We start from the raw sequence: 14,168 nt of genomic DNA, 5'->3' as shown, positions 1-14,168 counted from the left end.
CAGCAACACTGCATGCGCAAAATCTGGTAGGCCTGAGTGGACTTGAACCACCGACCTCACCCTTATCAGGGGTGCGCTCTGACCACCTGAGCTACAAGCCTGCTGAGATCCCTTTTGCTCATCTTTCATCAGACAATCTGTGTGAACACTTCAGAAATCCAGAACCCTCAGTTTAAGGAGGTGATCCAACCGCAGGTTCCCCTACGGTTACCTTGTTACGACTTCACCCCAGTCATGAATCACAAAGTGGCAGGCGCCCCCCTTTCGGTTAAACTACCTGCTTCTTTTGCAACCCACTCCCATGGTGTGACGGGCGGTGTGTACAAGGCCCGGGAACGTATTCACCGTGGCATTCTGATCCACGATTACTAGCGATTCCGTCTTCGTGGAGTCGGGTTGCAGACTCCAGTCCGGACTACGACGCACTTTATGAGTTCCGCTCACCCTCGCAGGCTCGCCTCCCTTTGTATGCGCCATTGTAGCACGTGTGTAGCCCTGGTCGTAAGAGTATGATGACTTGACGTCATCCCCACCTTCCTCCAGCTTTTCACTGGCAGTCTCCCTGAGTTCCCGGCCAAACCGCTGGCAACAGAGGATAAGGGTTGCGCTCGTTGCGGGACTTAACCCAACATTTCACAACACGAGCTGACGACAGCCATGCAGCACCTGTCTCACAGCTCCCGAAGGCACCCCTCCATCTCTGGAAGGTTCTGTGGATGTCAAGACCAGGTAAGGTTCTTCGCGTTGCATCGAATTAAACCACATGCTCCACCGCTTGTGCGGGCCCCCGTCAATTCATTTGAGTTTTAACCTTGCGGCCGTACTCCCCAGGCGGTCGATTTATCGCGTTTGCTTCGAAAGCCACTCCTCAACGGGAACAACCTCCAAATCGACATCGTTTACAGCGTGGACTACCAGGGTATCTAATCCTGTTTGCTCCCCACGCTTTCGCACCTCAGCGTCAGTCTTCGTCCAGGGGGCCGCCTTCGCCACCGGTATTCCTCCAGATCTCTACGCATTTCACCGCTACACCTGGAATTCCACCCCCCTCTACGAGACTCCAGCCTGTCAGTTTCAAATGCTGTTCCCGGGTTAAGCCCGGGGATTTCACATCTGACTTAACACACCGCCTGCGTGCCCTTTACGCCCAGTTATTCCGATTAACGCTCGCACCCTCCGTATTACCGCGGCTGCTGGCACGGAGTTTGCCGGTGCTTCTTCTGCGGATAACGTCAAAATGAAAGTGTATTAAACTTCCATCCTTCCTCACCGCTGAAAGTACTTTACAACCCGAAGGCCTTCTTCATACACGCGGCATGGCTGCATCAGGGTTTCCCCCATTGTGCAATATTCCCCACTGCTGCCTCCCGCAGGAGTCTGGACCGTGTCTCAGTTCCAGTGTGGCTGGTCATCCTCTCAGACCAGCTAGGGATCGTCGCCCAGGTGAGCCATTACCTCACCTGCAAGCTAATCCCGTCTGGGCACATCCGGTGGCGTGAGGCCATAAGATTTTACTTTGGTCTTCCGACATTATGCGGTATTAGCTACCGTTTCCAGTAGTTATCCCCCTCCACCAGGCAGTTTCCCAGACTTTACTCACCCGTCCGCCACTCGTCAGCAAAGCAGCAAGCTGCTTCCTGTTACCGTTCGACTTGCATGTGTTAGGCCTGCCGCCAGCGTTCAATCTGAGCCATGATCAAACTCTTCAATTCAGGTCTGATCGCTCGTGAATTAAACTTCGTAAATGAATTACGTGTTCACTCAGAGACTTTTTAAATTTGCTTGACCGTCACCGACGGTCAGGCTCTGTCTTCCTGAGTGCCCACACAGATTGTCTGACTGATTGTTAAAGAGCGGTGCTTCAATGAAGCGGGCACATATAATACTCTCATGCGCTTCAGAGTCAAGTGCTTTTTCACTTCCTCTGCCTGATTTCCGGTGGATTCGCTCCGTTATTCCGGGTCAGTGGGAGCGCATTATAGGGAGGAATTTCGTTATGGCAAGTATTAATTCAAAAAAAAGTGTTTCAGGCGGTTTATTGATCAAACGATGGATAAAAACTGACTTTTCCGGAAGTGATCTAACTAGCTCACTTCCGGTTTTTCTATCACTGCACTGCGACGATATGTCCTTCTTTTACTATCAGCTTGATTTCTTTATCAGGGATAAGTTCTCCGGAAAGGATCTGCTGTGCCAGCGGGTTTTCTATCTGTTGCTGGATAGTCCGTTTTAGCGGACGAGCTCCATATACAGGATCGTAACCACTTTCGCTCAATAACTTCAGCGCATCATCAGACATATGCACTTTATAGCCACGTTCTTCCAGACGTTTATATAAACGATGCAACTGAATTTTCGCAATAGAAGCAATATGTTTTTCACTTAATGGATGGAAGACGACAACTTCATCAATACGATTGATAAATTCCGGGCGGAAATTTTGCCCCACAACACCGAGAATGAGTTCTTTCATCTGTGCATAATCCAGGTCACCAAAGCGTTCCTGAATCAGATCGGAACCTAAGTTTGATGTCATAATGACAACCGTATTACGAAAATCAACCGTTCTTCCTTGTCCATCCGTCAAACGACCATCATCCAGCACCTGTAGCAGAATATTGAATACATCCGGATGTGCTTTTTCTACTTCATCAAGCAAAATGACGGAGTAAGGGCGACGGCGTACCGCTTCAGTCAGATACCCCCCCTCTTCATAGCCGACATATCCTGGAGGCGCACCCACCAAACGTGATACGGAGTGTTTTTCCATAAATTCAGACATATCGATACGCACCATTGCGTCATCACTGTCAAACATAAAGTTAGCCAGTGCTTTACAAAGCTCTGTTTTACCGACACCTGTTGGCCCGAGGAATAAAAACGAACCAATTGGCCGGTTAGGATCAGAGAGTCCGGCACGACTACGCCGAATGGCATTCGATACGGCATCAACTGCTTCATTTTGGCCAATAACCCGGCTATGCAACTCCTGCTCCATTCGCAGTAATTTTTCCCGTTCTCCCTCCATCATTCGCGCTACAGGAATACCCGTCCAGCGCGCCAGCACTTCGGCAATTTCGGCATCGGTGACTTTATTACGCAACAGGCGCATAGTTTTGCCTGCGGATTGGGTAGCAGCCGCAAGTTGCTTTTCCAGATTAGGGATCTTGCCATATTGAAGTTCAGACATTCGCGCAAGATCGCCTGTGCGCCGCGCCTGTTCAATGGCAATTTTAGCTTGTTCCAGCTCAGTTTTGATCGTCTGAGTGCCGGAGAGAGAGGCTTTTTCCGCTTTCCACTCTTCTTCCAGAATGGAATACTGGCGTTCTTTATCTTCCAGCTCGTCATTTAACATATCCAGACGTCTCTGACTGGCTTCATCAGGCTCTTTCATCAACGCCTGTTGTTCCAGCTTGAGTTGAATGATACGTCTGTCGAGACGATCAAGCTCTTCGGGTTTCGAATCAATCTGCATACGAATGCTGGATGCCGCTTCATCAATTAAGTCAATCGCTTTATCAGGAAGTTGCCGCCCGGCAATATAACGGTGCGACAGTGTTGCTGCCGCGACAATAGCGGGGTCTGTAATCTGCACGTGGTGATGCAGTTCATAACGCTCTTTCAAACCGCGTAAGATAGCGATGGTATCTTCAACTGAGGGCTCATCAACGAGGACTTTCTGAAAACGGCGCTCCAGCGCAGCATCTTTTTCAATATACTGGCGATATTCATCCAGTGTCGTTGCCCCGACACAATGGAGTTCGCCGCGCGCCAGCGCTGGTTTTAACATATTACCGGCATCCATCGCTCCGTCTGATTTTCCTGCTCCGACCATGGTATGCAGTTCATCAATAAACAGAATAACGTTGCCTTCTTGTTTTGCCAGGTCGTTCAGCACACCTTTGAGACGTTCTTCAAATTCGCCACGATACTTAGCGCCCGCGACCAGCGCACCCATATCCAGCGCCAGTACCCGGCGGCCTTTCAGGCCTTCAGGAACCTCACCGTTCACGATACGCTGTGCTAATCCCTCAACAATGGCCGTTTTACCGACCCCCGGTTCGCCAATTAAAACCGGATTATTTTTGGTACGCCGCTGCAGAACCTGGATAGTTCGGCGAATTTCTTCATCACGACCAATGACCGGATCGAGTTTACCTTGCTCAGCACGTTCCGTCAGATCGACAGTATATTTCTTCAATGCCTGACGTTGATCTTCAGCACCTTGATCGTTCACGCTTTCACCTCCACGCATTTGTTCAATTGCCTGAGTCACATTGGCTGTTGTTGCGCCTGCCGATTTTAGCAAATCAGTCAATGTTCCGCGTGACTCAAGTGCCGCCAGGACAAAAAGTTCCGACGAGATAAAGTTATCCTGTTTCTTTTGTGCCAGTTTGTCACAAAGATTCAACATTCGGACCAAATCCTGAGAGGGCTGCACATCCCCTCCCGTACCTTCCACCTGAGGTAAGCGGTTCAGAGCCTGAGCAATATGAGTGCTTAATTCACCCACATTAACACCAGCAGAAGTCAGTAAAGGACGTATTGATCCCCCCTCCTGACTCAGCAAGGCACTCATAAGGTGAAGTGGTTCGATAAACTGATTGTCATGCCCTAACGCGAGCGATTGGGCATCAGCGAGAGCAAGCTGGAATTTATTAGTAAGACGATCCAGACGCATGATTCCTCCCATAATTGGTCAAAATTGCTACTGGAGATTACATGAGGCCATCCCTCAATTATTCAAGGTTTATAGCGCCAAATTATGTGAAAAATAAGTTTACATTCTGTATCGTCCTGATGGGCGAAGTTATATCAACCAGATAAAACTCGCCATACGTCCGGTGATTTTATCGCGCCGATAAGAGAAAAAATGCTCCTTTTCACTGAACGTACAACGGTCACCACCGAAAATGTGGGTAATGCCTGCGTTATTCAGGCGCTGACGAGCCAGCTGATAAATATCAGCAAAATATTTATCCGCGGTGGGGCGAAAAGCACTTGCCGCCTGTCTGTCTTTTCCGACAAAAGCCTCACGCACTTCTGCGCCAACTTCAAAAGCATGAGCGCCAATTGCCGGCCCTAACCAGGCCAGAATATTTTCCGGTTTATCAGCAAAACAAGCGATGGTTTCTTCCAGCACACCATCACATAAGCCACGCCAGCCAGCATGCGCTGCCGCAACCTCGGTTCCCGCACGATTACAGAACAGAACCGGTAAGCAATCGGCTGTCATTACCGCGCATACTCTACCCGGTATTCGACAATAGGATGCATCTGCCCGTTGAGATTGATCGGGGTCACCATCCAGTTGCAGTACCGTCGTACCGTGAATTTGCTCCAGCCAGATCGGATCGGAGGGTAAGCCACCGGTGGCCACTATCCGGCGGCGATTTTCTACTACATACAATAAATCATCACCGCAATGAGCGCCCAGATTGAGCGAGTCATAGGGCGGCAAACTTACCCCACCCATGCGCGTGGAACTGCAGGCAGCCACCCCCTGCGGAATCGGCCACTGCGGGATGATGAGTTCAGTCATAACCAATCGATATTATCCTTATGCTCTTCATAATCTGCACGCATAGCATTGATGAGCTCAACCATATCCTGTGGAATGGGGGTATGCCATTCCATTTCAATACCGCTGATCGGATGATACAAGCGTAACATCGTGGCGTGCAAAGCTTGCCGGTCAAATTTGCGTAATGCCGCGATAAAATCTTCCGATGCACCTTTGGGCAAGCGAGGACGACCGCCATAGGTCTGATCCCCCACCAGTGGATGGGTGATATGAGCCATGTGCACACGGATCTGATGAGTGCGCCCTGTTTCCAGACGCAAACGTAAGCGAGTATGAACACGAAAGTGCTCCATAATCCGATAGTGCGTCACCGCCGGTTTGCCCATCGGATGTACTGCCATGTGAGTACGTTTCGTCGGATGGCGGCTAATCGGCTCATCGACGGTCCCTCCCGAAGTCATATGCCCAATAGCGATGGCTTCATATTCACGTGTTATTTCACGCAACTGTAACGACTCTACCAGCCGGGTTTGTGCTGGGATCGTTTTCGCCACCACCATTAGACCGGTTGTATCTTTATCCAGACGATGCACGATCCCGGCGCGCGGTACATCTGCAATCGGAGGATAATAATGCAACAACGCATTCAGCACCGTGCCATCAGAATTACCTGCGCCGGGATGAACAACCAGATCGCGTGGTTTATTGATGACCATGATGTCATCATCTTCATAGATGATATCCAGCGGAATATTCTGCGGCTTAAAGCGTGTTTCTTCTTCAATGGCGACATCAATAATAATCTGTTCTCCACCTAATACCTTCTCTTTTGGCTTGTCGACCACGATGCCGTTGACTTGTACTCGTCGATCGAGTACCCAGGCTTTTATACGCGAACGCGAATAATTCGGGAACATTTCGGCTAAAGCTTGATCTAAGCGTTGGCCAAGCTGATTTTCGGATACTGTTGCGGTAAGTTGTACTTGTTGTGCCATATACAGCTTCTTTATTTAACGTTGGGTTTTACGGCTTCGCCGTTTAATATAATGTGCTATTGTAGCTGGTCTTAATCGGGAGCAGGAACTGAGATCCTCCCGCATAAACATTTTGAGGAAGTCAAAACGTCATGATGCGTATGAAATATCTGGTCGCAGCAGTCACACTGAGTCTGACTTTGGTAGGTTGCTCCAGTTCAAAGGAAGAGGTACCTGATAATCCACCGAATATTATCTACGCGACTGCCCAGCAAAAACTGCAGGACGGTAACTGGAAACAAGCAATAACGCAACTGGAAGCGCTGGATAATCGTTATCCCTTCGGTCCCTATTCCCAGCAGGTGCAACTGGATCTGATTTATGCCTATTATAAAAATGCTGATTTAGCCCTGGCACAGGCGGCGATTGACCGTTTCATTCGCCTGAATCCGACTCATCCTGACATTGATTATGTCATTTATATGCGCGGCCTGACTGATATGGCGCTGGATGACAGTGCCCTGCAAGGTCTCTTTGGTATTGACCGTTCCGATCGCGATCCACAACACGCCCGTAACGCTTTTAACGACTTTACTAAGCTGGTACGTAGCTATCCCAATAGTCCGTATGCCACTGACGCTTACAAACGGCTGGTTTTTCTGAAAGACCGTCTGGCGAAATATGAGTTATCCGTGGTGAATTACTATACCGATCGCGGCGCCTGGGTTGCAGTAGTAAATCGTGTTGAGGATATGTTACATAATTATCCCGATACGCAGGCGACACGCGATGCGTTGCCGATGATGGAGAAGGCTTATCGCCAGATGCAACTGAATAGCCAGGCAGATAAAGTGGAAAAAATCATCATCGCTAATAGCAAAAATAGCTGATTATTTATCTATTAAACGTTGTAATGTCATACAGTTAAAGTCTGCTTAACTGTATGACATTACACGCTGTTTCCATTATCCCGATCGTCAAACCAAATCCCCCTGTCTCTAAACAAACAGCATCAGACTGACTGTCTGTTTTTACTAAAGAAATAAATTTTTTGACAAAAATATGTGACATCTGGCACACATATTGGTATCAGGAAAGGTATGCTAAGTTATCAGGATGGAAATATTGAGAGGTAAACTTGATGACCATAAACATTACCAGTAAACACATGGAAATTACTCCAGCAATCCGCCAGCATATTACTGATCGCCTTGCAAAGCTGGATAAATGGCAGGTTCAATTAATCAATCCTCATATTATCCTTTCGAAAGAGCCGCAAAGCTTTGTCGCTGACGCCACCATCACCACACCAAATGGTAATCTGGTTGCCAGTAGTCAGAATGAAGATATGTACATCGCAATTAATGAGTTAACCAACAAGCTGGAACGTCAGCTCAATAAATTACAGCATAAAGGAGAGGCCCGTCGTACCGCAGTGTCGCTGAAAGATACCGCTTTTCCACGGGAAACTGAATAATCCTTAAACTGACATTGTGATTGATTTACGCGCCTTCTGGCGCGTTTTTTGTTGACAGAATGAAAACAGTACAGATACTGTAATCGCTGTTAACTTAGAGCCTGTCCCATTAGGCGTTATTGGCGCAGCCAGTTTGGACACGGACAGCGCGGAGAAACCGCAGCGTACACGGAGTACGTGAGGATTTCGAGCACTGCCCAAGGACAAAATGGCAAGTAAAATAGCCCAATGGACCAGGCTCTTAAGGAATTTATTATGCTACGATCGCTGTTCTTCTTCCTGTTCTTTTTTATCTCTCCCTGATCGGGAGGCTGCTCATCATATGATAAAAAATAATATGAAGAACAACAGTAAAGCCTCCTGAATGAAGGGAGGCTTTTTTATTAATATGCCATGAATTTCAGGTATATAAAAATATTTCCGGCAGCAATAAAGCGGTTTGATGAATGACGGATGAAGATGAATAACAAAAAGGCGATAGATATGACCGAGGAAAACCCATTACTGGCTCTGCGTGATAAAATCAGCGCGCTGGATGAAAAATTACTCACTTTACTGGCAGAACGTCGTAACCTGGCGATAAAAGTCGGTAAAGCAAAGCTGGCGTCACATCGCCCGGTTCGGGATATCAATCGTGAACGTGAGTTGCTGGAACACCTGATAATACTGGGGAAAAACTATCATCTGGATGCTCACTATATTACCAGTTTGTTCCAGTTGATTATCGAAGATTCGGTTCTTACACAACAAGCCTTGCTGCAACAACACCTGAACAAAACTCATCAACACTCAGCACGCATCGCTTTTCTCGGCCCGAAAGGTTCATACTCCCATCTCGCTGCACGCCAGTATGCGACCCGTCATTTCGAACAGTTTATTGAAAGTGGATGTGCTAAATTTGCTGATATTTTCCACCAGGTGGAAACCGGGCTGGCAGACTATGCCGTTGTTCCGGTTGAAAATACCAGTTCCGGTGGCATCAATGATGTCTACGACCTGTTACAACAAACCAGCTTATTTATTGTCGGAGAACTCACACTGCCGATTAATCACTGTATCCTGGCTTGCGCGGTTACCGATCCACAACATATTCAGACGGTATACAGTCACCCCCAGCCTTTTCAGCAATGCAGTCAATATCTGAATCGCTATCCACACTGGAAAATCGAATATATTGAAAGCACCTCAGCGGCAATGGAAAAAGTCGCTCAGACGGGTTCCCCCTCTGTTGTGGCATTAGGCAGCGAAGCCGGTGGTGCGCTTTATGGTTTACAGGTTATTGAGCACTGTGAGGCAAATCAAACTCACAATATCACCCGATTTCTGATTCTGGCACGTAAAGCGGTGAATGTTTCTGATCAAATACCCGCTAAAACCACTCTGCTTATCGCTACAGGACAACAAGCGGGCGCACTTGTTGATGCATTACTGGTATTACGTAAACATCATCTGATCATGAGTAAGCTGGAGTCACGGCCTATTCGTGGTAATCCGTGGGAAGAGATGTTCTATCTTGATATTCAGGCTAATCTGGAATCTTCTGCCATGCGTCATGCCTTAAAAGATCTACGTGAAATGACGCGCTCACTCAAAGTGCTGGGCTGCTATCCCAGTGAGAATGTCATTCCTGTCGAACCCCAATAATCGCTAAGCCAGCGCATTCAGCTGGCTTAGCTACCATTGATCACGACCGGTTATCGTTGGCCTGGCGCAATAACGTTCGGCTCTCAGTCTGAAAACGCTGCGCGTACTCGCCAAACCAGTGCTCTACTTTGCGGAAACTATCGATAAATGCCTGTTTATCACCTTGTTCGAGCAACTGTATCGCTTCGCCAAAACGTTGATAGTAGCGTTTAATCAGCGCTAAGTTGCTCTCTGATGACATGATAATATCCGCGTACAGCTGCGGGTCCTGGGCAAACAGGCGCCCTACCATGGCGAGCTCCAGCCGATAAATCGGTGATGAGAGGGTCAGTAGCTGTTCCAGTGATACATTTTCTTCCGCCAGATGCAAGCCATAAGCAAAAGTGGCAAAATGGCGTAGCGCCTGAATAAAGGCCATATTCTGATCATGCTCAACAGCACTGATACGATGCAACCGTGCGCCCCAGACCTGAATTTGCTCCAGGAACCATTGATAAGCTTCCGGTTGTCGCCCATCACAGTACACCACCACCTGTTTCGCCAGACTGCCACTATCAGGCCCAAACATCGGATGCAGTCCTAAAACCGGACCACGATGTGCTGCCAGCATCGCCTGTAAAGGTTCGGTTTTTATCGATGATAAATCGACCAGGATACAATCTGCAGGTAGCGGAGGTAGCTGCTCTATAACAGAGACCGTCATATGAATAGGCACACTAATAATAACCATCCCCGCATCAGCAACAATTTCGGTGGCATGGGGCCAGTCATCTTTCTCCAGGATACGTATCTGGTAACCAGAAAGTGTTAACATTTTTACAAAGAGTTGTCCCATTTGCCCTGCGCCACCGACAATGACTACGGGACGTAAATCAGGGCATAAGGTTTTAAATCCTTTGTCATTCTCACTGGAATAAGACTCGCGCATAATGCGCCGTAATACATCTTCAATGAGATCAGGGGGGATGCCAAGCATCTCTGCTTCTTCCCGTCGGGAAGCCAGCATCGATGTTTCCCGCTCCGGAATATAGATGGGCAGGCCATACTGACTCTTCACTTTTCCGACTTCAGCAACCAGCTTCAGGCGTTTAGCCAGTAATGCCAGCAACGTTTTATCAACTTCATCAATTTGATCACGTAATGCAATCAACTCAGCAACCATACGATCCTCTTACTCTAAACGGGCCACCAGCTGTCCATGCAGATCCTGGCTCATATTGCGTAACAACGTCGCTGTTGTTTCCCAGTTAATGCAGGCATCCGTCACTGATACACCATATTTCATCTCATCACGCGATAATTCAGAAGACTGATTACCTTCGTTAAGATTACTCTCGATCATCAGACCCATAATGGAACGATTACCCGCTTTAATCTGCGCAACGATCGATTCTGCGACCGCAGGCTGGCGGCGATAGTCTTTATTAGAATTACCATGACTGCAATCTATCATCAAAGCGGGTTTCAGTCCTGCCTGAACCATTTCTGTTTCACATTTTTCAACATCTTTTGCACTGTAATTCGGGGTTTTGCCACCACGCAAGATAACATGGCCATTAGGATTACCCTGCGTATGTAGCAGACAAACCTGACCTGCCTGGTTAATACCGACAAAGCGATGTGGCATCGCCGCAGCACGCATCGCATTAATCGCTGTCGACAGACTACCATCAGTCCCATTTTTAAAACCTACCGGCATGGATAACCCGGAAGCCATTTCCCGATGGGTCTGAGACTCGGTCGTTCTGGCTCCAATCGCAGACCAGCTGAACAGATCGCCGAGGTATTGCGGACTGTTGGGATCCAGCGCTTCAGTTGCCAGCGGTAGCCCCATATTCACGAGATCGATCAACAGATGGCGCGCAATTTTTAGTCCACCTTCAATATCAAATGAGCCATCCATATGAGGATCGTTAATTAACCCTTTCCAGCCAACCGTAGTGCGCGGCTTTTCAAAATAGACGCGCATAACCAGATAGAGGCTATCGCTGACCTCTGCAGCAAGTGCTTTCAGACGATGTGCATATTCAATAGCAGCCTGTGGATCATGAATCGAGCATGGGCCACAGACGACTAATAACCGTGGATCATGGCCGTGAATTATATTCGCGACCGTCTGACGGGATTGTGCAATTTGTAATTCCTGTTCAGCTTCCAGCGGAAACGCCATTTTTAATTGATTTGGTGTGATCAAAATCTGCTCATCAGTAATATTGATATTATTCAGCACGTCTTTTTTCATGATGGTAATCCTGTGTTGCTTGTTGGTAATAATCGGTTGTTTATCGCGAAGGCATATCACCATATCATAAAGAGTAACGAATTCAATACGCAATAAGTAAACTATATTTTACAGCATTAAATAACAAGGCATTATCAGGTTAATTTAGTAAATATTAGTTTACACCTCAAAGGAAGAAATGCTGAATAGCCGGGTATGAAAGTAACGATTGAGGTATATAAAAAAGGGCCGACCTGGCAGGTCAGCCCTTTTTATCAGGATGTCGCGAAAGCGAATATCAGTTCAGGCGCTCTTTGATACGAGCAGACTTACCGGCACGCTCACGCAGATAGTACAGTTTAGCTTTACGCACAGCACCACGACGTTTCACCGTAATACTGTCAACCACCGGAGAGTGTGTCTGGAATACACGCTCAACACCTTCGCCGTTGGAAATCTTACGAACAGTAAATGCAGAATGCAGACCGCGGTTACGAATCGCGATAACCACGCCCTCGAATGCCTGCAGACGTTTTTTAGAGCCTTCAACAACCCATACTTTCACTTCCACGGTATCACCGGGACGGAAGGAAGGTACGTCCTGCTTCATCTGTTCTTGTTCAAGCTGTTTAATAATATTACTCATAATTTTATCTCTTATCCTGGGTAAACTGATCCCGGAGGCATGACGCCATCCCATCATATCTATCGTTGCTGTTCTGCGTGTTCTGTTCTGAACTCCGCCAGCAATTTCATTTGCTCTTCAGTCAGAGCCAGGTTTTCCAGAAGTTCAGGTCTTCTTAGCCAGGTACGACCCAGCGACTGTTTCAAGCGCCAGCGACGGATCTCAGCATGGTTTCCCGACAGTAAAACTGGCGGAACCGTCATCACATCTAACACTTCAGGACGAGTATAGTGTGGGCAGTCCAGTAAGCCATCAACAAAAGAATCTTCCGTTGCTGAAGCTTCATGGCCCAGAACACCAGGAATGAACCGGGAAACAGAGTCGATCAGCGTCATCGCTGGTAACTCTCCCCCACTGAGCACGTAATCGCCAATTGACCATTCTTCATCAATTTCAGCCTGAATTAAACGCTCATCTATTCCTTCATAGCGACCACATACCAGAATCAGTTTCTGATGGGTTGCCAGTTCGCTGACGCCCGCCTGATTAAGCTTACGCCCCTGAGGTGACAAATAAATAACTCTGGCGCCTTCACCTGCTGCCGCTTTTGCTGCATGGATGGCATCACGCAATGGTTGTACCATCATTAACATACCAGGCCCTCCCCCATAGGGGCGATCATCCACCGTATGGTGTTTGTCCTGGGCAAAGTCACGAGGACTCCAGCTCTGGATGCTCAGCAAGCCGTTCTTTACCGCCCGGCCAGTTACTCCGTAATCAGTAATCGCACGGAACATTTCAGGAAACAGGCTGATTATGCCAATCCACATAGCGCCGTCTTTTACCGTTTATCCGGAGAATTTAAAAACCAGGATCCCAGTCTACTTCAATAGTACGAGTAGCGAGATCGACTTTCTTGATAACCTGTCCATCGAGGAACGGAACTAATCGCTCCTTGATACCAAACGCATCTTTCAGGTTTGCTTTGATGACAAGAACGTCATTGGATCCGGTTTCCATCATGCTGGTAACCTTACCAAGATCATAGCCTTCTGTCGTGACAACCTGGCAACCCATCAGGTCTTTCCAGTAATAGTCACCCTCGGCCAGTTCTGGCAGTTGCGAAGCATCTACGACAATTTCACAATTTGTCAGCAGATTAGCCGCATCACGATCATCAATACCCTTCAGTTTAATGACTATATCCTGGTTGTGGTGGCGCCAGCTTTCCAGTTCAATCACCTGCCACTGACCCGCTCGCTGAATTAACCAGGGTTGATAGTCAAAAATGCTTTCGGCCTCTTCGGTGGAGGAAAACACTCTGAGCCAACCACGAATACCGTAGGAAGAACCCATCTTGCCCAGAACGATGGGATTAACAGGTGCTTCGGTGTGTCGTTTGCTCATCATGATCACCGTGACAGATTAAGCTGCTTTGTTCATGTCTTTAATCAACGAGGCGACACGATCAGAAACCGTTGCACCCAGGCCAACCCAATGAGCAATACGATCCAGATCTAAACGTACCCCTTCTTCATTTGCTGATGCGATTGGGTTGAAGAAACCAACGCGCTCAATAAAGCGACCATTGCGCGGATTACGGCTGTCGGTGACAACAACCTGGTAGAACGGACGCTTTTTCGCGCCGTGACGAGCTAAACGAATAGTTACCATAACATCCTCTTATGTGAATAGAACACCCA

At 47.9% G+C, this 14,168-nt stretch carries 11 protein-coding genes, 1 tRNA gene, 1 rRNA gene, 1 pseudogene and 1 other annotated feature; of the genes and pseudogenes, 3 read left to right on the top strand and 11 right to left on the bottom strand.

Annotated features, from left to right (window positions below):
• Nucleotides 1-24: 24 nt before the first annotated feature.
• The 5 genes from PT300_05940 to rluD all read right to left on the bottom strand — a co-directional run bounded on the left by PT300_05940 (nt 25) and on the right by rluD (nt 6,519).
• Nucleotides 25-101 (bottom strand) — tRNA-Ile (locus PT300_05940).
• 72 nt (nt 102-173) lie between these two features.
• A 16S ribosomal RNA gene (locus PT300_05935) occupies nt 174-1,712 on the bottom strand.
• Nucleotides 1,713-2,107: 395 nt separating this feature from the next.
• On the bottom strand, nt 2,108-4,681 hold the full coding sequence (gene clpB, locus PT300_05930; GenBank protein MDF7680172.1) for an ATP-dependent chaperone ClpB: 2,574 nt from the start codon (nt 4,679-4,681) through the stop codon (nt 2,108-2,110).
• A 129-nt stretch (nt 4,682-4,810) separates the two neighbouring features.
• The gene (gene yfiH, locus PT300_05925; protein MDF7680171.1) at nt 4,811-5,542 is read right to left on the bottom strand and encodes a purine nucleoside phosphorylase YfiH; all 732 of its coding nucleotides are present in this window, start codon (nt 5,540-5,542) and stop codon (nt 4,811-4,813) included.
• Entirely contained in the window at nt 5,539-6,519 is a 981-nt protein-coding gene (rluD, locus tag PT300_05920) for a 23S rRNA pseudouridine(1911/1915/1917) synthase RluD (protein ID MDF7680170.1), read from the bottom strand. Before rluD ends, yfiH begins: the two co-directional genes overlap by 4 nt.
• 131 nt (nt 6,520-6,650) lie before the next feature.
• Here rluD and bamD point away from each other — a divergent pair, with 131 nt between their 5' ends.
• From bamD to pheA, 3 genes are all read left to right on the top strand, one after another.
• The gene (gene bamD / locus PT300_05915; protein MDF7680169.1) at nt 6,651-7,388 is read left to right on the top strand and encodes an outer membrane protein assembly factor BamD; all 738 of its coding nucleotides are present in this window, start codon (nt 6,651-6,653) and stop codon (nt 7,386-7,388) included.
• Nucleotides 7,389-7,639: 251 nt separating this feature from the next.
• The gene (gene raiA, locus PT300_05910) at nt 7,640-7,975 is read left to right on the top strand and encodes a ribosome-associated translation inhibitor RaiA (GenBank protein ID MDF7680168.1); all 336 of its coding nucleotides are present in this window, start codon (nt 7,640-7,642) and stop codon (nt 7,973-7,975) included.
• Nucleotides 7,976-8,229: 254 nt separating this feature from the next.
• Nucleotides 8,230-8,360: a sequence feature (Phe leader region), on the top strand.
• Nucleotides 8,361-8,458: 98 nt separating this feature from the next.
• Complete coding sequence (pheA, locus tag PT300_05905) at nt 8,459-9,619, top strand: bifunctional chorismate mutase/prephenate dehydratase (GenBank protein ID MDF7680167.1); 1,161 nt, start codon at nt 8,459-8,461, stop codon at nt 9,617-9,619.
• 40 nt (nt 9,620-9,659) lie between these two features.
• Here the strand turns inward: pheA and tyrA are convergent, their stop codons facing one another.
• From tyrA to rpsP, 6 genes and pseudogenes are all read right to left on the bottom strand, one after another.
• Nucleotides 9,660-10,781: a bifunctional chorismate mutase/prephenate dehydrogenase gene (gene tyrA / locus PT300_05900; GenBank protein ID MDF7680166.1), complete on the bottom strand. Its 1,122-nt coding sequence runs from the start codon at nt 10,779-10,781 to the stop codon at nt 9,660-9,662.
• Nucleotides 10,782-10,790: 9 nt separating this feature from the next.
• On the bottom strand, nt 10,791-11,861 hold the full coding sequence (locus PT300_05895) for a 3-deoxy-7-phosphoheptulonate synthase (GenBank protein ID MDF7680165.1): 1,071 nt from the start codon (nt 11,859-11,861) through the stop codon (nt 10,791-10,793).
• 277 nt (nt 11,862-12,138) lie between these two features.
• Nucleotides 12,139-12,486 carry a 50S ribosomal protein L19 gene (gene rplS / locus PT300_05890; GenBank protein MDF7680164.1) on the bottom strand — a complete coding sequence of 116 codons (348 nt, stop codon included), beginning with the start codon at nt 12,484-12,486 and terminating at the stop codon, nt 12,139-12,141.
• Nucleotides 12,487-12,490: 4 nt separating this feature from the next.
• A pseudogene (trmD, locus tag PT300_05885) lies at nt 12,491-13,295 on the bottom strand (tRNA (guanosine(37)-N1)-methyltransferase TrmD).
• Between the two features lie 31 nt (nt 13,296-13,326).
• Nucleotides 13,327-13,872, bottom strand: coding sequence for a ribosome maturation factor RimM (rimM, locus tag PT300_05880; protein MDF7680163.1), 546 nt, complete (start codon nt 13,870-13,872; stop codon nt 13,327-13,329).
• 18 nt (nt 13,873-13,890) lie between these two features.
• On the bottom strand, nt 13,891-14,139 hold the full coding sequence (rpsP, locus tag PT300_05875; GenBank protein ID MDF7680162.1) for a 30S ribosomal protein S16: 249 nt from the start codon (nt 14,137-14,139) through the stop codon (nt 13,891-13,893).
• Between the last annotated feature and the right edge of the window lie 29 nt (nt 14,140-14,168).

The sequence above is a fragment of the Enterobacteriaceae bacterium ESL0689 genome (assembly GCA_029433525.1).
GTDB lineage: Bacteria > Pseudomonadota > Gammaproteobacteria > Enterobacterales > Enterobacteriaceae > JAQTIF01.
Note: the sequence above shows the minus strand (reverse complement) of the source record. Positions and strands in the feature narration are given on the sequence as shown.

Excerpts from the sequence above, each read along its gene's own strand:
- rpsP (MDF7680162.1), bottom strand. The coding sequence starts at position 14,139 with ATGGTAACTATTCGTTTAGCTCGTCACGGCGCGAAAAAGCGTCCGTTC.
- raiA (MDF7680168.1), top strand. The coding sequence starts at position 7,640 with ATGACCATAAACATTACCAGTAAACACATGGAAATTACTCCAGCAATC.
- clpB (MDF7680172.1), bottom strand. The coding sequence starts at position 4,681 with ATGCGTCTGGATCGTCTTACTAATAAATTCCAGCTTGCTCTCGCTGAT.
- PT300_05895 (MDF7680165.1), bottom strand. The coding sequence starts at position 11,861 with ATGAAAAAAGACGTGCTGAATAATATCAATATTACTGATGAGCAGATT.
- tyrA (MDF7680166.1), bottom strand. The coding sequence starts at position 10,781 with ATGGTTGCTGAGTTGATTGCATTACGTGATCAAATTGATGAAGTTGAT.
- rimM (MDF7680163.1), bottom strand. The coding sequence starts at position 13,872 with ATGAGCAAACGACACACCGAAGCACCTGTTAATCCCATCGTTCTGGGC.
- yfiH (MDF7680171.1), bottom strand. The coding sequence starts at position 5,542 with ATGACTGAACTCATCATCCCGCAGTGGCCGATTCCGCAGGGGGTGGCT.
- bamD (MDF7680169.1), top strand. The coding sequence starts at position 6,651 with ATGATGCGTATGAAATATCTGGTCGCAGCAGTCACACTGAGTCTGACT.
- rplS (MDF7680164.1), bottom strand. The coding sequence starts at position 12,486 with ATGAGTAATATTATTAAACAGCTTGAACAAGAACAGATGAAGCAGGAC.
- pheA (MDF7680167.1), top strand. The coding sequence starts at position 8,459 with ATGACCGAGGAAAACCCATTACTGGCTCTGCGTGATAAAATCAGCGCG.
- rluD (MDF7680170.1), bottom strand. The coding sequence starts at position 6,519 with ATGGCACAACAAGTACAACTTACCGCAACAGTATCCGAAAATCAGCTT.